At 44.2% G+C, this 26,953-nt stretch carries 21 protein-coding genes; all 21 read right to left on the bottom strand.

Annotation, left to right across the window (positions count from 1 at the left end; all coding sequences use genetic code 11):
* Window positions 1-77: 77 nt before the first annotated feature.
* The gene (locus BKD12_RS15855; RefSeq protein WP_070090320.1) at window positions 78-3,077 is read right to left on the bottom strand and encodes a glucosaminidase domain-containing protein; all 3,000 of its coding nucleotides are present in this window, start codon (window positions 3,075-3,077) and stop codon (window positions 78-80) included.
* 190 nt (window positions 3,078-3,267) lie between these two features.
* Window positions 3,268-3,531 carry an HPr family phosphocarrier protein gene (locus BKD12_RS15850; RefSeq protein WP_070090319.1) on the bottom strand — a complete coding sequence of 88 codons (264 nt, stop codon included), beginning with the start codon at window positions 3,529-3,531 and terminating at the stop codon, window positions 3,268-3,270.
* 12 nt (window positions 3,532-3,543) lie between these two features.
* Entirely contained in the window at window positions 3,544-4,830 is a 1,287-nt protein-coding gene (locus BKD12_RS15845; RefSeq protein ID WP_070090318.1) for a CdaR family protein, read from the bottom strand.
* Window positions 4,808-5,683 (bottom strand): diadenylate cyclase CdaA, encoded by an 876-nt coding sequence (gene cdaA / locus BKD12_RS15840; RefSeq protein ID WP_242872789.1) that lies wholly within the window; start codon window positions 5,681-5,683, stop codon window positions 4,808-4,810. The genes BKD12_RS15845 and cdaA overlap by 23 nt, the downstream gene beginning before the upstream one ends.
* Before the next feature lie 49 nt (window positions 5,684-5,732).
* Window positions 5,733-6,776 (bottom strand): hypothetical protein, encoded by a 1,044-nt coding sequence (locus BKD12_RS15835; protein ID WP_070090316.1) that lies wholly within the window; start codon window positions 6,774-6,776, stop codon window positions 5,733-5,735.
* A gap of 19 nt (window positions 6,777-6,795) precedes the next feature.
* Entirely contained in the window at window positions 6,796-7,197 is a 402-nt protein-coding gene (locus tag BKD12_RS15830; RefSeq protein ID WP_070090315.1) for a hypothetical protein, read from the bottom strand.
* 58 nt (window positions 7,198-7,255) lie between these two features.
* Window positions 7,256-7,978: a ComF family protein gene (locus BKD12_RS15825; protein ID WP_070090314.1), complete on the bottom strand. Its 723-nt coding sequence runs from the start codon at window positions 7,976-7,978 to the stop codon at window positions 7,256-7,258.
* A complete protein-coding gene (gene recD2 / locus BKD12_RS15820; RefSeq protein WP_070090313.1) occupies window positions 7,979-10,189 on the bottom strand; it encodes an SF1B family DNA helicase RecD2 in 2,211 nt (736 codons plus the stop codon).
* A complete protein-coding gene (gene mreB / locus BKD12_RS15815; protein WP_070090312.1) occupies window positions 10,189-11,178 on the bottom strand; it encodes a rod shape-determining protein in 990 nt (329 codons plus the stop codon). The genes recD2 and mreB overlap by 1 nt, the downstream gene beginning before the upstream one ends.
* Before the next feature lie 124 nt (window positions 11,179-11,302).
* Window positions 11,303-14,143 (bottom strand): excinuclease ABC subunit UvrA, encoded by a 2,841-nt coding sequence (uvrA, locus tag BKD12_RS15810; RefSeq protein ID WP_070090311.1) that lies wholly within the window; start codon window positions 14,141-14,143, stop codon window positions 11,303-11,305.
* 52 nt (window positions 14,144-14,195) lie between these two features.
* Entirely contained in the window at window positions 14,196-16,175 is a 1,980-nt protein-coding gene (gene uvrB, locus BKD12_RS15805; RefSeq protein ID WP_070090310.1) for an excinuclease ABC subunit UvrB, read from the bottom strand.
* 326 nt (window positions 16,176-16,501) lie between these two features.
* Window positions 16,502-17,791 (bottom strand): site-specific integrase, encoded by a 1,290-nt coding sequence (locus BKD12_RS15800; RefSeq protein WP_070090309.1) that lies wholly within the window; start codon window positions 17,789-17,791, stop codon window positions 16,502-16,504.
* A gap of 3 nt (window positions 17,792-17,794) precedes the next feature.
* The gene (locus tag BKD12_RS15795) at window positions 17,795-19,021 is read right to left on the bottom strand and encodes a site-specific integrase (protein ID WP_070090308.1); all 1,227 of its coding nucleotides are present in this window, start codon (window positions 19,019-19,021) and stop codon (window positions 17,795-17,797) included.
* A 22-nt stretch (window positions 19,022-19,043) separates the two neighbouring features.
* Entirely contained in the window at window positions 19,044-19,241 is a 198-nt protein-coding gene (locus BKD12_RS15790; RefSeq protein WP_070090307.1) for a helix-turn-helix domain-containing protein, read from the bottom strand.
* 142 nt (window positions 19,242-19,383) lie between these two features.
* The gene (locus BKD12_RS15785) at window positions 19,384-20,019 is read right to left on the bottom strand and encodes a hypothetical protein (protein ID WP_070090306.1); all 636 of its coding nucleotides are present in this window, start codon (window positions 20,017-20,019) and stop codon (window positions 19,384-19,386) included.
* Between the two features lie 6 nt (window positions 20,020-20,025).
* A complete protein-coding gene (locus BKD12_RS15780; RefSeq protein WP_176730994.1) occupies window positions 20,026-20,769 on the bottom strand; it encodes a nucleoside/nucleotide kinase family protein in 744 nt (247 codons plus the stop codon).
* Window positions 20,770-20,821: 52 nt separating this feature from the next.
* A complete protein-coding gene (locus BKD12_RS15775) occupies window positions 20,822-22,213 on the bottom strand; it encodes an NUDIX domain-containing protein (RefSeq protein WP_070090304.1) in 1,392 nt (463 codons plus the stop codon).
* Window positions 22,214-22,227: 14 nt separating this feature from the next.
* Window positions 22,228-23,937: an SIR2 family NAD-dependent protein deacylase gene (locus tag BKD12_RS15770; RefSeq protein ID WP_070090303.1), complete on the bottom strand. Its 1,710-nt coding sequence runs from the start codon at window positions 23,935-23,937 to the stop codon at window positions 22,228-22,230.
* Window positions 23,938-23,949: 12 nt separating this feature from the next.
* On the bottom strand, window positions 23,950-24,786 hold the full coding sequence (locus BKD12_RS15765) for an NUDIX hydrolase (RefSeq protein WP_176730993.1): 837 nt from the start codon (window positions 24,784-24,786) through the stop codon (window positions 23,950-23,952).
* Between the two features lie 117 nt (window positions 24,787-24,903).
* Window positions 24,904-25,428 carry a type II toxin-antitoxin system PemK/MazF family toxin gene (locus tag BKD12_RS17595; protein WP_141736966.1) on the bottom strand — a complete coding sequence of 175 codons (525 nt, stop codon included), beginning with the start codon at window positions 25,426-25,428 and terminating at the stop codon, window positions 24,904-24,906.
* A gap of 631 nt (window positions 25,429-26,059) precedes the next feature.
* Window positions 26,060-26,416 carry an RNA polymerase sigma factor gene (locus BKD12_RS15755; RefSeq protein WP_242872788.1) on the bottom strand — a complete coding sequence of 119 codons (357 nt, stop codon included), beginning with the start codon at window positions 26,414-26,416 and terminating at the stop codon, window positions 26,060-26,062.
* Between the last annotated feature and the right edge of the window lie 537 nt (window positions 26,417-26,953).

Below are 26,953 nucleotides of genomic sequence, written 5' to 3'. Positions count from 1 at the left end.
TTCACACATTATGATGTCTTTCCCCTTTCTTCGCCAAAAAGAGCAGCGCCTTTTCAGACGCTGCCCTTTCCTCTTTTCTATTTTACTGATTTTTTCTTTTCATACAGCCAATATACTATACCGGCAGACGCCAGCAGGATCATCACGATCCAAATGGCGATTGGAGTATTGTCTCCCGTTTTTGCAGCCACATTCTCCTTGTTTTGCTCTCCGGCTGCTTTTTGTCCATTTTCTGATGTCTGGGTATTTTCGGCAGTTTTTGACGTATCAGTAGTTTTTCCGCCATTTGCCTCCTGCGACACTTGTTCTGCCTGTCCTCCTGTGACTCCGGAACCTGTGTCTATCTGATTCGAAGGGGAATTCGAACCTGTTGTATCGGTCGTCACGTTTCCGGCGCCTGTTCCCGTATTGTTTCCTGAAGTATTGTTCTCTGGATTTGCGGAAGCATCCGGTGTCTCGGCATCTCCTGACGGCAGAGAGCTATCCGGCGTCGGTGCATTTGCCGTCGGGTAATTTACACCCGGTGTTGTTTCATTCCCTGACGGCTGCTCGTTATCCGGCGTTTCATTATTCTCCGGTGGTTCCTCTGTCGGCGCATCATTTAAGGCGACTACATACGGCGAGAATCCGTTTACGTAGATTGAGACTTCCCCGTTTTTAACGGTGCCCTCGTGCTGTTCTATAAACACCTGCCCATCCTTTTCAACATAATGCAGGATCGTTACTTCCTGGTCATTATAAGACGCGTCAACCGGGAATCCCAGCTCCACGCTTTCTCCATCTGCCAGTTCCTGACTGAGTTTGATATCATATACACCGAGGATCGTCTGCTTTTTCACCGGCTCAACATATGCTGCGTACTTCTCTGAATCGCTGTTTATGGTTTCTACGTCGATAGTCGTCCCTTGACCAAGTGAACCTTTGACCCAGATTCCTGTAGCCTCGTCTCTGATATCTGCTTCCACCGATGCTGACCCATCCGGAGCTTCTTCTTCAGGAGCTTCTGTATCCGGTGTCTGAGTATCATCCGGTTCTTCTGATGGTTGCGAAGTGTCCGGCACTTCTGCCTGGACAATCGTTATAACTGCCTGAGCGCTCTTGGTAGGATCTACCACAGATACTACTGTAATCGTCAGGCTCTGCGCCGTCTCATCCGCTCCAACCTGCAGTTTTCCATTTTCGTCAATCTTCGTATCTGCGCTTACGGATCCGGATAAACTCCACTCCACCTGGGTGGATGGATTGCCTGTTCCAGTGACCGCCACGCCAAAGGTAAGGCTCTCTCCAGGTGAAAGCTCTGTCTGCTCCGGATTAACCGCAACCGAGTCAACGGTTGCCGGATCAGTAACCGTAATAGCCTGCTCCGCCGTCTTTGCCACACCTTCGGATGTGTATGTAACAGTAATACTGCTCATACCCGTCTGAAGTGTTCCTGCACTATAGGTTACTTCCTGGGTCACTTCAGTTTCAGACCCGTCGCTCCATTTTGCCATGACCGCTATTCCTGCAGGATCAAAGCTTTCTCCCGCTGTATAGGTTACCTTCGACGGTGCCTGGCTGATATAAATGGATGACAACTCTTTCTTTATCTCTGTATCTGTGCCCTGGTTCACCAAAGTAACATAATCCGCAGATATATATGCATACATCTGGTCAAAACTATAGGCTCCGGTATTTGTTACGATACTGCTTCGGTCAGCATTAAGAACGGAATCGCTTTGGATACGATAGAATCCGTTTTCCGCTGTCTGATTCTGGATCAGCACCGCATAATTTGCCCATGCGCCGGTTTTGTACAGTGCCGTACTGGATGTCGAGCTGCTGCTCCTTACATTCACAGAATTATGAGATGTATTAATCGTATCTTTTATTCCGATAGAGTAAGCATATCCATCTCTGCCGCCTCCATTCTGATCCAGATTCCAGATCAGATTGGCTGCACGTTCTCCCCAATATGGGTCTGACGCATAGCTGACATTGATCCCGCTGCCTTTATTTCCCAGGAAACCGCCCTTATATCTCCAGTCGCTGGTATCCAGATAACCTCTGGACATCCAGCCGTCTGCAAACTGGCGGATACATTCCTGCACGCTTGCATAGGTAGACGCACTGGTTCCTGGTGACGTATCTATGGCATTGAGACCAAATAAGTTATTCTTTTCATGGGAAATGGAGCTTTTTCCCCATCCGCTTTCATTCGCACCCACTCCTGCGATCAGAAGCGCATTGACACCGTAAGTATCCTGGGCAGAAACCAGGTATTCTCCGATGTTGTACATTTTGGAAGAACCGCCGGCCTTTGCATTGATCAGGCTGTTCAGCTCTGCCGCACTATAGCTGCTTGCGCTCCGCAGTGGAAGGTACTGATAATAATTATAGTATGGACTGCCTTCATTCACAGAATTGGAGCGTGTCTGATTCTGGTAGTCTGCAAGCATTACTGCGTAATCCGTATAAAAATAATGCCCGTCATAACTGTAATAAGTGGTACCACTTGCCAGATATGATGGAGCATTTCCGTTGTCAAGAGAAGTTGCGTGTCCCGTTGTCGACATATCCTGTGTAATGTGGTGCAGAAGTCTGCCGCCAGACACTTCATAGCAGCTGATGGACTTTGCACTGGAGAAATTAACCAGCTGTACTTCACTGGCTGCCACTTCTCCCACCACGCCGGAAAGCATAAATCTTACCTTCCCGTTGTAGGTACCAAGATATGCCGCATCCGCACCGTAAGCTCCATTCGTGTAACCTGAAGCCCCGGTACCGTACTCCATATAGTTAGTCGTTGCATTTCCTTTCGTTCGGAAATTTACGACCTGCACGCTTGCCGCTCTTGAAAAAGTTCTCAATTTCGGTTGTTCGACCGTCCCCTCAGAATCGTCCACCTCATAAATGTTACCTTCCTCATCCATTCCGGTAACCTCTTCAAGACGCTGAGGGTTTTCATCCTCTAAAGCTGATCCTGCAGACGCCTGCTCCCCTTGCGTTTCTTCTGCACTGCTCTCCATCACCGTCATCCCAGACAAGGTCAGACAGAGGAAAAGCGCTGGTATCAGCAATTTCCGTATCTTATTCACTCACTCCTCCTTTTCTTTCCCCTTATTATTTTAGATACCGATACAAGTTTACATTAACATAGTTTGACAAAATATGCAAATCTTAGTTGCGGATTTACAAATGGGGACAGGGGCAAACGCAAATAGGGACACCCACAAACGCAAACGGGGACGTACACTTTTGCAAAAAGTGTACGTCCCCGTTCACACATTATTCTCCTAATCCGTCTGTAATGGCTTTTACCATAGCTGCCATCGCTTCCTCTTCGTCTTCGCCGTCACATATCAGAGTAATCTCATCACCTTTTTTGATGCATGCACCCAGCACACTCAAAACACTTTTGGCATTTGCAGTCGTGTCATCGTACTCAAAAGTCACACGGCACTGATATCTGCTGGCTACATTACAAAATATTCCCGCAGGCCGCAGATGTAATCCGGTTGGATTTGTAATTGTCACACTTTGCCGAATCATAACTCGGACCCCCTATTCTTTTTCCTCTGTATTATTATTTCCCTGATCTGTCTGATCACCAGATGCCTCCCGCAGCACGACCTCCACCTGGACATCGTTCACCAGTCTGCAGTCTTCCGGCAGTTCTACGCTTACCGGCACGGTATAGGTTCCTGCTTCTGTATAATCCTTCAGATCAATGGACACCTTTTTTGCAAGAGACAGACTGTCCAGTGTCTCTTCTGGTCCCCGGATCTGCAGCTCCAGATCTACCGTCGACCCATAACTTATTTCCAGCCCTTCCGCCAGGTTGCTGACCACGATAGCATTCGTCGAGACTTCAAACACCTGTGCTCCCGGCTGGTTAACGGATATGGTCACTACCACATTGCTGGCGTTAGAGTCTACCAGAGTCACTCCTTCCGGAAGATACTCTGTAATATCTACCGTGTGCTCTGTCCGTTCTGTAAGCCCGGACAGCTCCAGTTCACTCTCCGGTATTTCAATCTCATCGAGGTCTTTCATCGTATCCCCGTCGCCAGACAAAAGAAGCTCCTGAGGTTCACAGCTTATGTCACCGATACTGTATCCCTCCGCTGCTGAAATTCCTGATGTGTCCAGACTGATCGGTACATTTTTCGTCTGATCCAGTTCAACCTCTACAGATAATCCTTCATCTCCCAGATTGTTCGTCAGCAGAGTCTGGTCGATCACGTTGTTATTCGCATCATAAAGAATCAAGGTCGCCTCCAGTGTAGCACTTTCGGAAAGTCCGGAGACATCTACTTCCGCACAGACTCTGTTGATACTGTTGATCACACTCTTCGGCCCGCGGATCGTCACGCCTTCCGGATCTGCTTTCAAATTGCCGATCACATAGCCTTCCCGCACCGTTCCGATCGTTGTCGGAGTGATCGGGAAATTATTCCTTGCCTCTTCTTCAATCTGTACCTGCAGGTTTCTCGGCGTAGAATAGGCAGCCTCATACGTATGTCCTTCAATGCTGATCTGTATCGGCACCTGCGTTCCCAGTGTAAGCTCCCGCATGTCCGCTGTCGCCTGTATGTCCTCCGCGCTGATCCGGCTAAGCTCTGAACGGGTAGCCGTCACCGTCACGTCTACTTTCTGGGTGCCGTCTACGATCTGATAGGTACGGTTGGCATCCGTCACAATACTGTCATTGATTACGGTAACCGGAATATCAGAAAATGTCCGGTCCGTGACCGGGTCATCGATATTAACCACCAGGAACCACAGCGTAACCGCAGCCAGGAAGGCTAATATCTTAAGGCCGAGATTATTCATCAGTTTTTTTCTCATTCTTATGCCTTCCTTTCAAAAATGCACGCAGTTTTCCTGTTTCTTTTTTTGTCGCCTGGATATCCATCAGCATTTTGCGCAGCTGCTCCTCGTCCACAGCACGATAGAGCTGCCCGCCCTGTGCCACCGAAACTGCCCCTGTCTCTTCGGAAACCACAACGATCAGAGCATCGCTGACCTCACTCATTCCCAGTGCAGCGCGATGCCTGGTGCCCAGATCCTTGCTGATATTCATATTGTCAGACAATGGAAGATAACAGGTCGCTGATACGATCCTGTCACCACGTACGATGATCGCTCCGTCATGAAGCGGTGTGTTATGTTCAAAAATATTAATCAGCACCTGGCTGGATACCAGACAGTCCATCTGGATTCCTGTACTTTCATACTCTGTCAGGCGGATCGCCTGCTCAACCACGATCAGCGCCCCTGTTTTCACCTTGCCCATTGCATAGGCCGCATCAATGATACTTTCTCTGGTCTGCTCGCTAAAGTGAGATTTCTCTTTGCTGGCTTCAAATGGAACCACGGAGACCAGGAACTTCCGTTCGCCCAGTTTCTCCAGCGCCCGCCGAAGTTCCGGCTGAAATACTACCACGGCTGCTGTCGCCATGACGGTTACCAGGTTCTCCGCAATAAACAGAATCGTATGCATGTTAAAGATTGCGGCTAACAAAATGAACACAGCCAGCACCAGGATCCCGCGAAGCAGCATCCATGCCTTGGTATTTTTAATCCATACCATGATCTGATATATCAGGAAGGTAAGAATTAAGACCTCAACGATATCTGTTATCTGTATATTGGGCAGGTAAAGACTCCCTGCATATTTTGCAATCAATCCATCAACCAGCTGTCTCACTCTTTCACCCCACTTTCTGCCAGATCACAGGATCCTTCCTCTATTTTTTCATTCCAAAATCATTTTCCATACTCTGTGTCAGCAGCATCTTATCTACGTCCTTCATATCACGTCTTTTCCGTGCTTTTTTCCGGACTTCCTCTGCATCAATGATCTCTGTCTCCTGGCGTTCATTGATCCTCTTTACCGTTTTCTCCGGTGTGGAGACTGATATCTTTGGCACAGCCTTTACATAATAATAGTATTCATCGTCTTCATACTGAAGATTCTCACTTCTGGCATAATCTACCGTGAAGAAGAACAACTCCAGGATCAGTCCTACTGCAATTGCAGCAATACTTCCTCCGATGAGTGCGCCATAAGAAGTATGTACGCCAAAAGCAATATCCCCTACTGCAATCACAATGATATTTGCTACAGCTCCTGCAACAATAGCAATTTTCCATGCATGATCCATTGCCTGCCGGCGCAGAGTGTATACGACAAAGCAGCAAATAATAAACGCAACGATCACGATCCAAAGTTCTTTATCCTGAAACACCTGTTTCAGATATGTAGTCGCCTGGGTCAGAAGGTCTGCGCTCCCTTCCAGAGATGAAGCATTTTCCCTGACATATTCCAGCATGTAAAACACGATCGTGCCGCAGGCTACCGCAACCATACTGACCGGCGACAGTACCAGACCGCAGGCGATAGGGAGCACATACGGAATTTTCAAGAAAAACGCAATCGGCGTCAAAAGCACCAGCAGCGCCATTTTGGGCGTCAGCCTGAGATAAAAAATATACAGGATCAAAAATACGGCCGCTGTCACCAGCAGTGCTCCCAATGAAGCGGAGAACATATGCGCCAGAACCAGCGCCGTTGCCGCCAGAACTGTAACAAGCATCGGCAGGAAAGCACAGATTACAGCCAGTGCCAAAGCCACGACCGGCGAGTCAAACGCATCCATAAATCCCACGTTATGATTGATCAGTGTAAAAACCACGACCGCCAGGATGAACTGACCTGCCTTGTCAATGATTTTTGTATACCGGGCATATACCTCCTGTATACGTCCGCGCAGCACATAGATTGTATCCATCTGTCTATCTCCTTTTCCTCTATTCCTGTGAATCTGTCTGAGCATACATTTTCAAAAGTCTGGTCAGATCATGATTATATTTTTTAACTCTCTGCCTGGAATTTTTATGCTTTTCATTATATACATGGCTGGTAATCATAGCATAAATGATAACAACCGCCAGCCATCCCACAATAGCCATACCGCCAATCAGTACCATCACCGCCATAGACATATGCCCCAGAAGGCTGTCAAGTCCCGCAAGCACTGCAAGCCCTACAACCAGCACGTATCCGATGGTCACCCAGATAAAGGAACACAGCATATGCAGGCTGGTGTAATCCTTGCGGTAATATGCGCTGATCTTAAAATCCTCTTTCCCCCGCGTCTGCTCATAAAAAGCAAGACGTGTCATTAACTTTACTTTTCTCTCGTCTAACATCCTACACCTCTAATGATTTTCTGTCGTCTAACCATCATTTTTAGTATAACAAATATCCTTACCCTTGTCCAATACTTATCGTTAAGAAATAGACTTTTTGGACACCCCTCTGCTTCAGCGTAAACGCGGCCGCATCAAGGGTGCTTCCCGTGGTATAGATATCATCAACCAGCAGGATCGTCCTGACGGGCAAAAAGCTGTCTGCAAGCATAAATGCATTTTTCATATTCTGCATCCGTCCCTGCCTGTCCAGCTCTTTCTGCGGTACCGTATTCTTCTTTCTTATCAGGCTTGCGGCGTCTACCGGAATCTCAAATGCACGCCCCAGCCCTTCAGCGATCAGCTCTGCCTGGTTATATCCCCGGGCTCTCCTTCTCTTTTTATGCAGGGGAACCGGCATGATCAGGCAGGGCCGCCATCTGCGGACCTGTCCTTCAAACGCCCGGGTTAATTCTGCCGTATAATGGGCGGCAAATCTGCGCTGGTTTTGATATTTGAAACGATAGATGGATTGATTGACCGGCTTCCTGTGAAGCCAGAGACTGTAGCCCTGATCATAAAAATGTCTGGTTTCCGCACAATCGTGGCAATACTCCTGTTCTGCATATCGCACAGGTCTGCCGCACTGCATGCATCTGGGTTCTTGTATTTCGAGTTTTCTCAGCTTTTCCCGACATTCAGGACAGGTTCCCGCCCGGCTGGCTTTCCCGCAGAAAGGGCAGATTTCCGGCCAGAGCAATGTACATACTTCTGTCAAAAGTTTATTCTTTTTGATACTCATCTAGTAAAATTCGCGGATCCGTTCAGCAAGGCTTGTATTCCTCTTCTGATCCTGATTATTCCGGATCATTTCCTGGAAGACTGCCTCGCTTCCCACCAAGGTGACACATTTCTTTGCCCGTGTCACGGCTGTATAAAGCAGATTCCTGTGATACAGCTGTCTTGGCCCCTGAAGCAGTGGGATCACCACCGCCGGATACTCGCTCCCCTGCGATTTATGAACCGTAATGGCGTAAGCCAGTTCCAGCTCATCCATCATGCTATAGGGATAAACCACTTGCCTGTGTTCATCATACTCTACTGTTATGGTCTCTTCATAGGTATTGATTTCCCGGACAACACCCATGTCTCCATTAAATACGCCTTGTCCTTTATCCACAGTAAGGCCGTATTTCGTCTGTATTTTCCATTCCAGCTGATAATTATTTTTGATCTGCATCACCTTGTCCCCTTCCCGGAACAAACGGTCTGCATATTCTCTTTCGCTTTTCTCCGGCGACGGCGGATTTAGATACTGCTGCAGGATCTGGTTTAATCTTTCTACCCCCAGCAGCCCCTTCCGCATAGGAGTCATCACCTGGATGTCATAGATACCGGCATTCACATATTTCGGCAGCTTTTTCTGGATCAGGGTCAGCATCACGCTGATGATTACGTTCGGCTCCTGCCTCTTCAGAAAAAAGAAATCCCGGCTCTTGTTATCCAGGATCACCGGTTCTCCCCGGTTAATCTTATGCGCGTTGACGACAATATCGCTTTCTCCGGCCTGCCGGAAAATCTTCGTCAGCATCACCACCGGGAAGCACCCGGAGGCAATGATATCCTTCAGCACACTGCCAGGTCCCACACTTGGCAGCTGATTCTGGTCTCCTACCAGGATCAGACGGGTCCCCGGCATCACGGCTTTCAGCAGTGCATTCATTAAAGGCAGGTCCACCATAGACACCTCGTCAATGATCAGCACATCCGTATCCAGCGGGTTCTCCTCATTCCTCTGAAAGCCTCCGATGGTTTCCTCCTCCGGATTGCCGCTGACCTCTAAAAGCCTGTGTATCGTAGACGCCTCATACCCGGTGGTTTCTGTCATCCTCTTGGCAGCCCGCCCTGTAGGTGCTGCAAGCAGGATAGTCATTCCTTCACTCTCAAACAAACGGATCATGGCATTAATTGTAGTTGTCTTTCCGGTCCCCGGTCCTCCGGTCAGGACCAGGATCCCCTGCTTCGCCGCTTCCATTACCGCTTTTCTCTGCATCTCATCCAGAAAAAGCCCGGTTGCGTCCTCAATCTTTCCTAATCTTTCCAACAGACGTTCCCTGGAAACTTCTTCAGAAATATTCAGATCATGAAGCATTTTTGCAACGTTCAATTCCATATAATAAAACCTTGAAGAATATACTCTCACACCGTCTTCTGCTTCTTTTAGGACCACCTTTTTTTCCATAGCCAGATCCATCAGGTACTTCTCAATATTATCAATCTCTACCTCTAAAAGCTTTCCCGCTCTCCAGGTCAGTGCATCCTTAAGAAGGTACACGTGGCCTTCTCCGATGCTCTGCATCAGTGTATAAAAAATCCCGCTTCGGATCCGGTAATCTGAATCCGTATGTATCCCTACTTTTGCAGCAATCTCGTCGGCAGTCTTAAATCCCACGCCCGCCACGTCATCAGCCAGGCGGTAGGGGTTTTCCTCGATGATACGGTAAACATTACGTCCGTACTGCTGATAGATCTTCGCCGCCAGCGTAGTGGAAATCCCATATTTCTGCAGGTAGATCATGGCTCTTCTCAGATCCTTCTTTTCCTCTGCCTGCACGGCGATCTCCCTGGCTTTGCGTTCACTGATTCCCTTAACCTCGGCAAGCCGTTCCGGCTCCTCCTCGATGATCCGGAATGTATCTTCCCGGAATTTTTTAACGATCCTTCCGGCTAAAGCAGCGCCAACGCCTTTGATGGCGCCGGATCCCAGGTATCGTTCAATGGAAACCAGATCTTCCGGCTCACAGACTTCCGATGTCTGTACCGCAAACTGCAGACCATAAAGTTTATGCGTGGTGTATTCTCCCTCCATTCGAAGAAGCTCTCCCTCTTCAATGAAGTGAAAATTCCCCACGCAGGTCACTTCTCCGTCTTCATTATTCAGATGAAAAACTGTATACCCATTATCTTCATTGCGGTATACAATGTGCTCTACATATCCTTTTATCTCTTCCATTAGTAATCTTTTCGCCCGCCTGCAAATTCTACAAACTGTCCGGTTCCGATAGCCACCACCTGCATCGGTTCTTCCGCTGTCATGGTATTGATTCCTGTTTTCTCCTCGATCAGCTCTTCCAACCCGCGGAGCATAGATCCTCCGCCGGTCAGCATGATCCCCCGATCCAGGATATCCGCGGACAGTTCCGGAGGTGTGCGTTCCAGAACACTGATGACTGCTTCCACGATCTGACCTGTAGTCTCCCGCAGGGCCTCTTCTGTCTCCGATGACGTGACTGTTACCGTCTTTGGAAGACCTGTTACCAGGTTCCTTCCCCGCACCTCCATAGACTCTTCCTCGATCAGCGGATAGGTTGTCCCGATCTTGATCTTGATATCCTCCGCTGTCCGTTCTCCGATCAGCAGATTGTGTTTTTTCCGCATAAACCGGACAATGGCCTCATCAAAGTCATCTCCTGCCAGCTTGATGGATGTGTTGACTACTGTACCGCCAAGAGAGATCACCGCAATATCCGATGTTCCTCCGCCAATATCCACGATCATATTTCCACAGGGTTTTGAGATGTCGATCCCCGCACCGATGGCTGCCGCCACGGGTTCCTCGATCAGGTTCACCTCCCGGGCGCCGGCAGCATATGTGGCTTCCTCTACCGCCTTACGCTCCACCTCTGTGACGCCGCTTGGCACACAGATACTGATGCGCGGCTTTTTAAATGTACGTTTCCCCAAGGCCTTCTGCACGAAGTACTTGATCATCTTTTCCGTAACTGTATAATCTGAGATCACGCCCTGGCGCAGCGGACGCACCGCGATGATATTTCCCGGTGTCCTCCCCAGCATCAGACGCGCTTCTTCTCCGATGGCTTTAATGGCATTGGAATCCCTGTCAAACGCCACCACCGAAGGCTCCTTCAAGATCACGCCTTTGCCCTTGACATAGACAAGGACACTGGCGGTGCCCAGATCAATTCCGATATCTGCTGACATCCTTATTCCCCTTTCGTCATGCTGTCTTGCTCTCTTTTGTGCATGTACCATTATAATCAAATTTCCGGAAAATGGAAAGTCCTTATTTCCTTAATTCTTTGTAAAGCATCGGGGGACTTCGACACTATTTTTTCAGGACCATGTCAATATATCGCCCTGTATAAGACACCGGATTTTTCGCTACTTCCTCCGGCGTCCCCTGGGCGATCACTGTTCCGCCCCGTTCTCCGCCTTCCGGACCGATGTCGATGATATAGTCTGCCGTCTTGATCACATCCAGGTTGTGCTCGATCACGATCACCGTATTGCCATCGGAGGAAAGCCGGTGCAGGATCTCCGTCAGCTTATGCACATCTGCAAAATGAAGCCCCGTGGTCGGCTCATCCAGGATATAGATGGTCTTTCCAGTGCTCCTTTTGCTTAATTCCGCCGCCAGCTTGATCCTCTGCGCCTCTCCTCCGGAGAGCGTGGTGGACGGCTGTCCCAGCCGGATATAAGAAAGTCCCACATCATACAAGGTCTCCATCTTCCTTCGGATACTGGGTACATGTTCGAAGAAATGAAGAGCCTCTTCCACCGTCATATTCAGCACATCATAAATACTTTTCCCCTTATATTTGACCTCCAGCGTCTCCCGGTTGTACCGCTTTCCCTTGCAGACCTCACAGGGTACATACACATCCGGAAGAAAATGCATCTCAATCTTCAGGATTCCATCACCGCTGCAGGCCTCGCACCGGCCGCCTTTCACATTAAAACTGAAACGTCCCTTCTGATATCCCCTTGCCTTTGCATCCGGCGTAGCTGCGAACAATTCCCGGATCAGGTCAAACACTCCCGTATATGTGGCCGGGTTGGACCTTGGCGTCCTGCCGATCGGCGACTGGTCAATATTGATCACCTTGTCCAGTTTCTCGATCCCTTTGATGTCCTTGTGTTTTCCTGGTATGGTCCTGGCACGGTTTAAATCCCTCGCCAGACGTTTATAGAGGATCTCATTGACCAGGGAACTTTTTCCCGAACCGGAGACCCCGGTCACGCAGGTCATCACACCCAGCGGGAATTTTACATCAATATTCTTTAGATTATTTTCTCTGGCCCCGGTCACCTTCAGCCACCCGGAAGGCTTTGCCCGGTGTTCCGGCACAGGAATTTTGATCCTCCCACTTAGGTATGCTCCGGTTATGGAGTTTTTATTCGCCATAATTTCTTCTGCGGTGCCTTCCGCCACCACTTCTCCGCCATGCTCGCCGGCTCCCGGCCCGATATCCACGATATGGTCCGCCTCGCGCATGGTATCTTCATCATGCTCTACCACGATCACGGAGTTGCCCAGATCTCGCAGATGCTTTAAGGTGCCCAGCAGCTTGTCATTATCCCTCTGGTGAAGACCAATACTGGGCTCATCCAGGATATAGGCTACGCCCACCAGGCCGGATCCGATCTGCGTGGCCAGCCGGATCCTCTGTGCCTCTCCCCCGGAAAGGCTGCCGGTAGCCCGGGCAAGCGTCAGATAGTCCAGCCCCACATCCATCAGGAACTGTATTCTGGCTTTGATCTCCTTTAAAATCTGGCCGCCGATCATCATCTGGTGTTTATTCAGCTTCAGCTTGTCCAGAAATTTCTGCAGCCTCTCAATAGACAGAGCCGTCACCTCAGCAATATTTTTGCCGCCTACCGTTACCGCCAGCGCTCCCGGCTTCAGACGCTGGCCGCCGCACTCATGACAAGGCGTGATCTGCATAAATTCTTCATATTCTGCCTTTACCGTCTCGGATGAGGTCTCCCTGTAGCGCCTTTCCACGTTCTTGATCAGTCCTTCGAAGGCTACATCATAGACGCCCTCTCCTCTCTGGCCCCGATAATGCACCTTCACTTCTTTTCCGTTTGTTCCATTAATCAAAATATTCTGTATCTTCTTAGGATATTTCCCGAAAGGCGTATCCAGAGAAAACTGATACTCCTTGCTCAGTGCATCCAGGATCGCGTAGGTAAAGCTTTTGGGATCTGTACAGGACTGCCAGCCCATCACAGCGATAGCCCCTTCGCTGATGCTTAAGGTCTTGTCCGGGATGATCAGGTCGATATCAAATTCCATCTTGTAGCCAAGTCCGAAACACTCAGGGCAGGCTCCAAACGGATTATTAAAAGAAAAGCTTCTCGGTTCGATCTCCTCGATGCTGATCCCGCAGTCCGGACAGGAAAAGCTCTGGCTGAACTGAATAGGCTCCCCGCCGATCACGTCCACGGTCAGAAGGCCTTCTGCCAGTCCCAGTACCGTTTCGATAGAATCTGTCAGTCTCTGCTCGATCCCTTCTTTTACCACCAGGCGGTCCACGATGATCTCAATATTATGCTTGATATTTTTATCCAGCACAATTTCTTCCGTCAGCTCGTACAGGTTACCGTCTACCCGTACCCTGACATATCCGCTTCGCTTTGCCCGTTCCAGCAGTTTTGCATGAGTTCCTTTCCGGCCTCTCACCACCGGAGCCAACAGCTGGATCTTGGTCCGTTCCGGCAGTTCCATGATCTGATCCACCATCTGATCTACGGTCTGCTTTTTGATCTCTTTGCCACATTTGGGGCAGTGGGGGATTCCCACTCTGGCATACAAAAGACGGAAATAGTCATAAATTTCCGTCACTGTCCCGACCGTAGATCTGGGGTTCCTGTTTGTGGATTTCTGATCGATGGAAATAGCCGGAGGAAGCCCTTCGATGCTTTCCACGTCCGGCTTTTCCATCTGTCCCAGGAACTGTCTGGCATAAGAGGACAAAGACTCCATATAGCGTCTCTGCCCCTCCGCATAGATCGTATCAAAAGCCAATGAGGATTTCCCCGATCCGGAAAGTCCTGTCAGAACCACCAACTCTTCTCTTGGAATATCCAGGCTGATATTTTTCAGATTGTGCTCATTGGCCCCTCTGATTTTTATGAAATGCTTGCGATTCGTTTCTTTCATTCTTATTATCCTTCCCCTGTTATCTGTCTGTATACATCATTTCGGCAATTTTTTATTCTGCCATCATTTTCTTTAGCTCTATCATCTTATCACGCAGCTCGGCCGCTGCTTCGAAATTTAATTCCGCCGCTGCTTTCTTCATCTGCTTTTCTATATCCTTGGCCAATTTTTCCAGTTCTTTCCGGCTCATAGATTCCGGATCCTTTTCCATCCGCATTTCCTCCGCTGCCACCTTCTTGGATATGGAAATCAGATCCCGGACACTCTTCTGGATCGTCTTTGGCGTAATCCCGTGTTCCTCATTGTACGCCATCTGAACCGCACGCCGCCGCTCCGTCTCCTGGATCGCAAGGCGCATGGAATCGGTCATGGTATCTGCATACATGACTACATGTCCTTCACTGTTTCTGGCCGCCCGGCCAATGGTCTGGATCAGAGAAGTCTCGGAACGAAGGAAACCTTCTTTGTCCGCATCCAGGATTGCCACCAGCGTGATCTCAGGAATGTCCAGACCTTCCCTCAGAAGATTGATTCCCACCAGCACGTCGAAAACATCCAGACGCATGTCCCGCACGATCTGTGTCCGCTCCAGGGTATCAATATCTGAGTGAAGGTATTTCACACGAATACCGACCTCCCGCATATAGTCCGTCAAATCTTCTGCCATACGCTTGGTCAGTGTCGTCACCAACACCTTATTTTTCTTTGCCACTTCTTTATTGATCTCTCCGATCAGATCATCAATCTGTCCTTCCACCGGGCGCACTTCCACCTTGGGATCCAGAAGCCCTGTCGGCCGTATCACCTGCTCTGCCCTTAGAAGCTCATGTTCTTCTTCATACGGCCCAGGCGTGGCGGAAACAAACATGATCTGATCGATTCTCTGTTCAAACTCATCAAAGCTTAAAGGACGGTTGTCCAGTGCCGAAGGCAGACGGAACCCATAGTCCACGAGCGTCCGCTTTCTGGACTGGTCTCCGTGATACATACCGCCGATCTGCGGAATCGTTTTATGCGACTCATCAATAATGATAAGGAAATCATCCGGAAAATAATCCATCAGTGTATGAGGCGGCTGCCCAGGCGCAAGCCCGGAAAGATGTCTGGAGTAGTTCTCGATACCGGAACAAAATCCTGTCTCTTTGAGCATCTCCACATCGAAGTTTGTTCGCTCTGCGATCCTCTGCGCCTCCAGCAGTTTGTCCTCTCCTTTAAAATACTGCACCCTCTCTTCCAGTTCCTGTTCAATGGCGTCCGCTGCTATTTTGATCCGCTCCGCCGGCACCACGTAATGGGAAGCCGGAAAGATGGCCACATGCTCCAGTTCCCCTTTAATCTCTCCGGTCAGCACGTCGATCTGCGTGATCCGGTCAATCTCGTCTCCAAAAAATTCTACTCTTACGGCTGTCTCCGCCTCATTAGCCGGAATAATTTCCAGCACATCTCCGCGGACGCGGAAGGTTCCTCGCTTAAAGTCCATTTCATTTCTTTCATACTGAATGTCGATAAGCTGCCGCAGCACCTCGTCCCGGTCTTTTTCCATTCCCGGACGCAGAGAAACCATCATCTTTTCAAAGTTTTCCGGTTCACCCAGTCCATAGATACAGGACACACTGGAAATGATGATCACATCCCGCCGCTCGATCAGAGACGCAGTAGCCGACAGCCGCAGCTTATCAATTTCCTCATTAATGGAGGAATCCTTGGCAATGTAGGTGTCCGAGGAAGGAACATATGCCTCCGGCTGGTAGTAGTCGTAGTAGGAGACGAAATATTCCACTGCGTTATCAGGAAACATCTCCTTGAATTCTCCGTACAACTGAGCGGCCAGTGTTTTATTATGGGCAATGACCAGTGTCGGTTTCTGCAACTGTTCGATCACGTTGGCCATCGTAAACGTCTTTCCAGAACCCGTAACCCCTAGTAAAGTCTGGCATTGATTGCCTTCCTTGAACCCTTTTACAAGCGCCTCGATTGCCTGCGGCTGATCGCCTGTTGGCTGATACGGGGCCTTTAAAACGAATTTATCCATAGCAAAATCTCTCCTTTGTGACTTTTGATACGTTCAATATCAGCCACCCTCAAAAAATTCATTCGTAACGAAAATGTCAAAATAATAGCCTTATAGGACTCCATTACGAATCCAGAAAGGCAAAAGTCACAAAACACTTTTTCGAGGACTAAATAACACAAGATAGCATTAACTGGCATGACAGTCAGTTTTGTATATGCCTGTCTCTGCCCTTTCGGACATTATAGCAAAGATAATGATAAAAGTATATAGGTCGAAAAGCAAAAAAAGTACAAATGTTCGGGTGTACATCTGTACTTTTTTATGGTTTCTTCCTTACATTGTTGTCATGCTGCCATTAAATATTCCTCGGCTGCCTCGTCTATTTCCTTCAGATCGGAGTAATCATAGTATTTCTCTTCCCGGCTTTCCGGAAGGACTTCTTCCATAAATGGTTCAATAGCATATAAGCAATCTTCAATGATTTCAGCAGTATCCCCATAGACGTCTGCTGATATAATCTCTTTTGAATGCCCTAACATATGCGATATTCCTTTGATATTAAAGTCATGTTTCAAAAGAATGGTCGTATATGTATTTCTCAACTGATGGAAATGAATATCTGGAAGTCCTAAAGAAGCAAGCAGTTCTTTATAATATTTCTGATGATAGCTTTTACTTCTTGGATTTCCATAAGTGGAACAGCAAATGTAATCCCAGTCACGGAACTCTTTACTCCTTCGCCTGCGATTCTTCTCATAAATCCGGCGCTGTTCCAGAATTGCCTCAAACACATAGTCTGGAATAGGGATCTCCCTTATACTGGACGGAGTTTTTGGCTTGATCTCCTGTTTTGTCAGCATTTTAGGCGGTACATCTTCTGCTTTGGAATTTGGTTTTTTCCCCAACTGCCTCTGTATTTTCAATGTGCGGTTGATATAGTCTACATCACTGTATTTCAACCCATTGATCTCTCCACGCCGCAGGCCCATCAGAACTGCAAATAAGATCTGCATATGGATCGGCGTCGCTTTGCTTGCCTCTACCAACTGAAATACCTGCGGGAGCGTCAGCGTCTTGCTTACATCTATCTTTAACTCACGGTATGGTTTTTTCTTTATCTTCTTTGGCAGAGGAACGCTCTCCGCTGGATTTACCGCTATTACATTCTTCGATTTCGCATAAGCCAGTGCTGTATTCATGACTGTTTTCGCCAGTCGTGCGATAGATTCATGTTTTGCCGCAATGGTATTATATAGTTTTCTGATATATCCCTGATTCAGAGTTGCCATATACATTTTTCCCAGTTGCGGTATCACATAGTTGTAAACCACATTTTTATAACCGTTATAACTGTTATCTGCTATCCGGGGACGCATGATTTCTTCCAGCCAGAACTCCATGAAATCCGCCACTTTAATCTTTCCGTATACAATATAAGTTCCCGCATGAAGCTGCCCGATGATTTCATCTCTTTGGGCATTTGCCTCTCTCTTACTGCTGAATCCAGCGTGCTGCTGGGTAGTATCTGAACCATCTGCAAATTTCAATAGGACTCGGAACCCATAGCCTTTCTTTATGGTCGTAACAGAATACACTTTAAATTCCACATACTTCTTAAAATCAAATTTCTTCATCGACTATCCCTCCGTTCCTGTCCGCTCTGGAACAAAAGTGTCATTCATAAATGCAATGATCTTATCTTTCTCATCCATAACCTCACAGTAGTATTCATAGGTGGTATGAATCGAATTGTGCCCCAGCAATCCGGAGATCTTTACCAAAGGAACCCCTCGCTCAATCAATATCGTCGCAAACATATGGCGCAGACCATGAACAGTGATAACCGGAAGGCCATTTCTCTCACAGAGTTTTGTCAATGCCTGGTTCATGGAGCTTAACCCTCTCGGCTTTCCATCCTCCCGGCAACTGACGTATCCATGATCTTCATAATTTCCGGCATACCATTCCTTTCTCATTTCCACATAATGTAACCGGCGTTCCACTTCTTTCATGATCGCCTTTGGAACTTTCAGTATCCGGAAACTGTTCTCTGTTTTAGGATCACGCTCAATAACCGTATATTCTTCTATTTCAAACCCTTCTTTTACTTTTGGATTTGCCACTAACTGGCGGCTGATCCTGACGGTCTGTTTTTCAAAATCAAAATCGCTGAATTTGAGTCCAAGGATTTCTCCTTTTCTCAGACCGCAGAACAATCCCAGTAAAATTTCCAGATACCACGGGTTCTTACTGGCCGCGTGCAGGAATACTTTCAGTTTTGCTTTACTGAATATTCTGATCTTTGGTTTTGTCCTCGGATAAGGCTTTGTCTCCGGAACCGGATTATAATTGATAAATCCGTCAAACAAAGCGTCTTTAAATGCCAGACTCAACAATTCTCTTCCTTTATTACCTGCCGAAGAACAGATTTTTGATACCTGCTCCAGTAATTTATCCAGATACTCTACTGTTACAAATCTCAGTTTTACATCGGTTTCCATACTGGGCAGGATCAATTCGTACAGAGTATATGATCCCAACATTCTAGTCGTTGTCTCAATCCGCAGAGAATAAATGTGTTCAAACCAATACTGAAGGTATTCTCCGAACATAACTTCTTTGCTCTTTAAAAAAGCAACTTGAAATTCCCTCTGTTTTTCCCGGTAACGTTCCTCGTATTCCCAGTAGCTTTTTTCTGCCTCTTCCGGAGTCTTAAACCCACCTTTTTTGCTGTATTTGGTGGTCAGATCATCCATCAGCTCTTTCGTCCTGTGATACCATGAGTTTCCTTCAAAAAAGACAACCCTTTTTTCTTCCTGTACTTCCTTATTTTCCGCTTTTGTCAACTGATTGTTCTGTTTCATTGATTTTCACACCTTGCTTTTCCTATTCCCCGTACAGCCACCTTTCAAATGGGAGACAGGGAATTTTGTATACCTTTCCAATCTTGATGACACGGAACGGCTCCTGCTTTTGAAAAACCTCATCCAGAAATTCATAGGTTTTTGTCCTACCAAGTCCAAGCAGTTTCTGGATGTCATCCGCCTCATATACCTTCTTTGATATATCAATGGAATCTGTCATGACCGCACCTCCCTTTTATCGCTGATTAAAGCGATAAAAGGACTGTACGCCTATAAAATAACGCACAGCCCTCTTATCGTCCAATGTGCGATTTTTTCAATCGCATACTTGACAAATTGATTTTTTGTTCTTATTAATTCTTTTACACTCTATTTTCATAGTATCTAAATAAGCGAAAAATCTGATCAAATAAATCTTCTTCTTTATTTGCATAAATAAATACATGATCAAACAAATTAAAATTCCTTTCATATAAATTCCATGCCATGTCAAAATTTTCTTCTCTTCTTTTAAGATATTCAATGCCTCCCTCTGAATCCAACATGTTTTTTGGGGCCATTTTCATTTGTTCTTTCTTCATATATTCATCCTTCGTGATACTAGAATAAACATATAAAAACACGGCCAGTTTACCAAAAATTGTTTTCAATTCATTCAATGCTTTAACATTACTAACAACCAACACTTGGTGAATACCTGCCTGAAATCCGTTCCAGATATCACTAGTTTTAATCCCGTAATTTGTCCCATAGTTAAGATAAGTAATATCACAATTTTCCAAATCGTAATCAGAATTATCTACCAACTCACCTCTTGAATTAAATATTTTTTTACATATCATTTCATTGTCATCATCCCATCGGGCATTTCTATCCGTATGCTTTGGTACAATTCTTGCATGAAGATTTCCTAAAGTATTTACCGCCTTTATCAATTCATCCTTACCTGAAGCGGGGCTTCCAACAACAATGAATAATCTAGGTGTATAATTTATCATTTATATTCACCTCTCATCAACAAACATAGACTGCTTCTCGCACATTGATTCAACTAATTGCATTAAAATACATCGTAAACTATCATACCCATTTTGTGTATTCAAAATAAGTTTATCAAACAAATGTATATTTTCTATATATATTCGATAAATCGCATTTGCTTTTTCATACCTTTCCTCTGTCTCTTCCACCTCTGTATTCCTTGTTTTACCAATTTCATAAAAATCTTCTTTCAATGGTACTTTTCTAAAAACAAATAAAGAAATACATTTCTTCCCTAAGAAAGTACGAATATCTTCAACTGTACGAACATCATTAAGTATAATAATTGGACTTCTCCCCACCTTTAAACATTCATAAATACTTGAAAAATGTATACCATACTGATTACCATATTGCTCATAAACCAAATCACAATTCAATTGTTTAAATGCTTTACGTCTAATTTCTTTTTGCATTTCTTCAGGCAAAATATTTCCGTTCTTATCACAAACAACATTATCCTTACCATGTACGGGAATTACATCTAATTCCTCAAAAGTATTTTTCTCTATACATTCAATTTCCTTTTTTCTAAAAGCCCTTGTTGTATATTTAGGTATGAGCATTGGTAAAAAATCATATTGTTCTGTCTTACCTATTTCGCATAAAATATTGATTATTTCTGATTTTCCACAACCAGACGGACCAGTTAATGTAATTACATAAGCATTTTTATTTATATTCATTGCGTCTTCTCTTCCTTCCACACTGTAGTCTAAACTATAGAAGAATCATACTTATTAATTACTCTTCAAGCATTTATCTACGTTTATAATATTTCTTTAAGTAATCTGAAAATTGTGTAAGATCCTGCCATAATTCAGATCTGATAATCGTACGTAAGTCTGGAGAAACCTTAAATTCTTCATATTCAATTTCTCCATTTTCTTTTGTAACTTCTATTTCTCCTTCAAGCATTGCGTCCTTTAATTCATATAACTCAATCAATTTATACTTTGAGTTCTTTAAGTCTGCCATTTTATTTTCAAATTGACTTCCAACAACGCAGACATAAACATCTGTAAATGTATATACATCACGAATATCTCCATTTGGTAAATGTCTGGGTGAATTTATAACAATATTACTAAACGCATAATTCATTCTAAAGAAGTAAGTTTCATCTTTTTGATTATCTACTTCATTAAACGGCAACATGTACCTAGTATCCGGAGACCATTCACCCAAGAACTTCATTTTATCTACATTTACTTGGAAATAACTAGATTCTCCATGTCCACCTTGTTCTTCTTCCTCAACACTATATAATTCTTCTGCCAATTCTCTTGCAGTAGCTTTAACAGTATCAATATCATCAGCTGAAACATGCCCCCCAACAGATTTATCCCACATTCCTTGATTATCTTTTGCGTTCTTACTGCGTTGATGAATAAGAAGACGACCATCTCTTGTAAAAATCAATGCCCAAACAACATTCTTGATATATGACGTATCCATAAATGAATCTCTTGGAAGCGAGCCCATAATCACTCTTTCATTATTATATAAGTAAATTACTTCCATTCGATTACCTTTTTTCGTTTCTTCAGTAGAAAATTTTTTTGCAACATTTTGCCTAATTTTCCCTCCGTTAGCCGGTTCGGAAAGATATGCATCAATATATTTCTGGAAACCTTCATACCAAGGATGTTCTTTTGTTATTCTTTCGAACTGACCAATATCATTAAATTTTGTGAATAGATAACAAGTATAATATTCTTCGTCTATTTTCACTATTGGATATGGAATTTCTAAATAGCAAGTTCTTAAAGAAAATCTTTGCTTATAACCATTTATCTCATTACCTTTTATATCTTCAATGGGTTCCATATATTTACACTGCCTATCTAAAAGATATTTTCTCAAATCCAAACTTGGAGCGTGAAGAATATTGAGAAAAGAACCTAATTCATAACTTCTATTTTCTCCGCTGTATCGCTTATTTGATGCAATAATGGATCTTTTATAAGCTTCTTCTTCTGATTCCAAAATAATTTCTACACTTAATGACCCTTCATTTATTTTTTCGAACCATATATCTCGCACTTCATCCCAATCAATATCAAATGCTACAACGCTTAATATTTTAACCTCAGATTTTGCATTTTTTAATTTTTCAACCAATTCTACTTTTGTAATTAAGTTACTCATATTACACACCTCTTTCATTTTAATAAATCATTAAGTCTTTCTATATCTGTTTCAATTTTAGAAAAAATATTTTCTTCGTATAATTCTGGACATAAATAGTCCCAATACAAATCATTTTCCGGGTTTGGCCAGGGTTTACTATGTTCTTTAGAAGATATAAGCTTTTCTTTCGACATTTGCAATGCAAACTGCATATATCCTTTATATTTTTCAATTGCTTCATTTTTAACAAGTAATACTGCTGCCGTAGAGCTTCTTCCATCTAAAATAATATTCCAAAACAAATCATTGCCATAAATAATCGGATACCCCGTCAAAGTATAAGTTAGGGGAATTAAGTGAATTCGCTCTCTGACTTCTTCTGGAAATGAATCTGGAATTCTCAGTATCTCCATAATTTTTTCTCTAGCTTTTCGCATAGTCTTATTTGGAGATTTATTCACCTGCGAAGCTCTATTTTTGGCTGCTTCTCCATACTCATAGCAATAATAAAGATGAGCTTCTTCATTCGTTTGCAACCATGTATTCAACGCTTCAAAGTTTTCTTTCGATATTAACTCTTCATCCGTTAAATCAGACTCTTCATTGATATAAAATTTTCGGAGTGTAGAAGTAATTCCACCAAAAAAAACAATTCGATTAATGGTATTATCGAGTTTCTTTAATTTTTCATGAATCCATTTTTTCTTTTCATCTGCAACTTGTACATAAAGAACATTTAACGGTTCAGCTTCATCTTTACAAATTTTATCCTTTCTCAACTCCTTAAGCAATTCATTTATGCAGTTTCTATCAAATCTAGGATAAAAAACAGGCATAATTCCCATTTTATTCAACTCTACAGATTTTTCTATTGCCTCGTCTGCTGCAGCTTCCAAATTAAACTTTCCCCGTTCTCCTGCACCACAAGCAACAAATGCAAAATGCGATCCCTCTTTATTATTGATTAAAATATCTAAAATCCGATCTCTTTTTAAACTACACCCCAAAAAAAGTATTGGATGTGTCAAAAGACAAAAAGAAAGGTTCTGAACCAATTCTGTCGGATTATTCTTTCCATAGGCATTTTCATATGATGATTTAGTAAAAATAATATCTTCCCATCCTTTGTCAATATCGCCATGAAATTTATATAATGCAGAAGTATCACTTGATTTTCTGGCAACACGAACAAAATCTTTTTTGGGAGAAGAAGGTAATAATACTTCTAAACTTCCATTACTATTAGACTGTGCATAAGCAATCTCAATTGCCTTATCATAATTCGTTGTAAGTATTAATCCTGTGCTAAATAATTTCACAACTTCAGATATGGCACTTCCTTCAAGCTTTTTCTTATCAATCTTTTCCGAACTGAACATCTGTTTAATATAGGTCAATAAAGCTCTTTCTCCACAAATTTCTGCAAGCCGTTCAGCCGCCTCTTCATATCTGTCTGTTGCTATTTCCCATTCAATTACCGTTTTCTCCTTTGTTCCCATCTGATCTGCACACTGTCTTAGCAACCCCTCCCAAGTCGAAAACTTAGTATTTTCTTTAGTAACACTTTGAGATAATCCAGCTCCAATCATTGGAACTATATCTGCTAAATTGTTTTTGATTTCTTGGAATACTGTTCTATTATATGGCCAAAATTCCATAATCTCATCAAAGGAGAGAGGATCCTTTTTACTGACATCTAATTTTATCGTATATGTAATTTCATTTTTATCTTTTGTATCCATGCCCTTACCTCCCTATTCATCATATCTTTTTAACAACTTATATAACTTTGATGGTCTATGCCCTCTATTTTCTGCGAAATCACTAGTTTCTTCTACAAAGCCTTTAATCTTTCTGCGAAACGCCTGAGGATATAGTTTTGTTTCTAAAATAGATTCGTATGCCTGTTGCGCTTCTGTCAATGAAAAAAGTGGAGGTAATAAATTAAAAACTATAGGCTCATACTTAATTTGCTCTCTTAATTTTAATAATGAATAGCATATAATTAATGCATGATCAAACGCTAAACCTACAGAATCAAGTATCTCTAATCCAGGGAGCTCATTAACTCTTTTTTGTGAGTTCTCTTTTAAAACAGCGTATAGCTTACTTTTATTATCAAGTAAAGTTAATTTCCATATTCCCTCTTGATGATTCTCTTTCCTCAAATGGATATCATACCATTCGGCATCAGCCGCATCAGATCCGCCAACAATTGTTTGACTTTTTGCATCTACTAATGCCGTATATGCACACGTTATAACCCTCCTCCGTGGATCTCGATTAGGATCACTAAATGTTCTTAATTGTCTTAATGAATTGCATCTAGCTCCTGTCTCCTCTTGTAATTCACGATATGCTGCTTCTTCTAAGGTTTCATCCGGTTTTACAAATCCTCCTGGCAAAGCATGCATTCCTTTACATGGATGTTGCCCTCGCCGAACAAGCAGTATTTTGAGTTTTTTATTTGGTAATTTTCGATAATTTGTACATTTTTCATCAAACAGTGAGAAAATACTTATATCAACTGCCACAGACGGTTTTTCATATTTAGCACTATCATATTTTGATAAAAATTCTTTCTCATTCACATTAATACACTCCACTACTTTCTTTTTGTTATTCACTCTTTGTTATTAACATGATAGACTTATCTTTTTAGTTTGTCAATTACTTTTCACATTTATTCTCTCCACATTTGGATACTTCTAATAATACTTCTTCCTTATTAAATAATCGTACCCCTGACGCACATTACAAAACATACACTTTTCCTTTATTGTCTGATTCTGATCTGCCCGGATGATAAAGTGTTCTTTGGAACTGTAAAAAGGCTTTGCGCATACCGGGCATAAACACATCAGAATCGGTTTATCCAACTTTTTGATCTCTATGCTGGTACGCAGTGCCTTATCCACTTTTATCATCTGCTCCCGGTTCAGCCTGCCGACATAATCATCCAGACGCCCCTTGTCCAGTGTCCGGATCTGCTCCAATAACACAAAAGACTCTTTCTCCAGTCCTTTGATCCCATTGATCGGTACATGTGTCGGAAGTTTTGTCTTTGGTCTGCTCGTGATAGCCGCAACAATGACCGTTGGACTGTGCCGATTCCCCCGGTTGTTCTGGATGATCAGAACCGGGCGGTATCCACCCTGCTCACTCCCGAAAACAGGATTCAGATCTGCGTGATAAATCTCTCCACGCCGCATTTCTTGCTCTTCCACAATCATATCTCCTTCCTCTTATACGCCTTAGAATTCTCTTTGTTCCATAAGGATCTCCCCGCTCTTTTGAAACCATTATTCATTGCGGGTATGTATCAGCCGGACGCAAAGCATTTCTTTGTATCCGGCTACCATAATTGCCTGTTTCAGCCTATTTGTCCTCGACGCCCCGGCTGTTATCGCATGTATTTCATGCTGGGAAATCATCAAGCGGCTGACTGCTGATCAGCTCCACGGGCCTGTACCCCTCTGAGGTTCTCCCAAAGCTGCCCTCACTTGTTGCGACGCTCTTAACGCTCGACTTTATGACCGGGCAGGAGTATCATGATACCTGTTGCCTGTTATCGCCTTGCCAGTAGCAATCTGACAGTTATAGCCGGGTATTTCCCGCTCCCCGGACAGATAAAACAGCCGCAAACCGATTCTTCTATATTAGGTGGGATTTCGCTGCCTTTACCCGTCCGGATCATGGCGTACCCGCTAACGTGGCTTACGCTCATCACGATAGCAACAGGAATGTACTTGATGAATGGGTATGAACTTTTCAAGGTTCCTGCCCGCTCTTCCCCTACGAAAAAACAGGCGAAAGATTATCTCTTCCACCTGTTTCCTCAGTCTCAAGCGATTTTTCTACCCGCTATTCTAAAAGTTTTTTCAGTTTCTTCTCTGCTGTTGTCACAGACTTTGCTATGGCCTGGAAAGAACAGCTTTCCATCTCTGCGATCTGCTCATAGGTCAGTCCGACAAAATAGTAAAGGACTAACCGGCGTTTCTGAATTGCAGGCAGCATGGATATAGCAGAATAAAGTTCTTCCAGTGCAATCTTCCGGATTGCCTCATTCTCTGCAGATTCTCCTGCCTGTCCGGAGCGCCTGTGTAAAGTGATATCATAGATCTCTGACTGTTCAATATGCCGGTCAACGATATTGAGATGTTTCAGATCATCCAGTTCAAACCTGTCAAATGCCTCATACAGTTCTCTGCTGATTTCCATGCAATGCGCTTTCCTCTGTCCATCTGCAAACTCTATGTAATATTTTCCTTCTAACTCAAATATACTATAAGGATTATATTTATCTTTTCTTCTTTTTGGGTGATTGTCCTTCATTTTCTTTCCTCCGATCTGAATTTTTTGAAAGTTCAGACCGGAGAGGCGGGCCCCGCCCCCTATATAAAAGAAAAGGGCTCTTTAAATAATTACAAAAAAGGCGTACCTGTTTTCTCACAGATACACCTTCTCGTAAATCTATGTAATCATTTGTAAAAAATGGTAGGAATAGGCAGAACTTTGTCGAACAAAAAAACGCCGCAATTCTTATAGGAATTACGACGAACTGACAAGAAAATAATTTATTTTTTGATTGGTATGTATTCTGCCCTACTCTTATGCAGTCCTTCCCCTTTCCAAAAGAGGAAGTAATATGACATATCTATACATTATTCTCCTCTTATTTTGTCAATAGGAGAAGTATAGGGTAGGAAAACGATGTTTTAACGTAAGCGCCAAATAGGTTCTTTCCAGATTTAGTTG

The sequence above is a fragment of the Merdimonas faecis genome (assembly GCF_001754075.1).
Classification (GTDB): Bacteria; Bacillota; Clostridia; order Lachnospirales; family Lachnospiraceae; genus Merdimonas; species Merdimonas faecis.
This window is presented reverse-complemented; position numbering and strand designations above follow the sequence as displayed.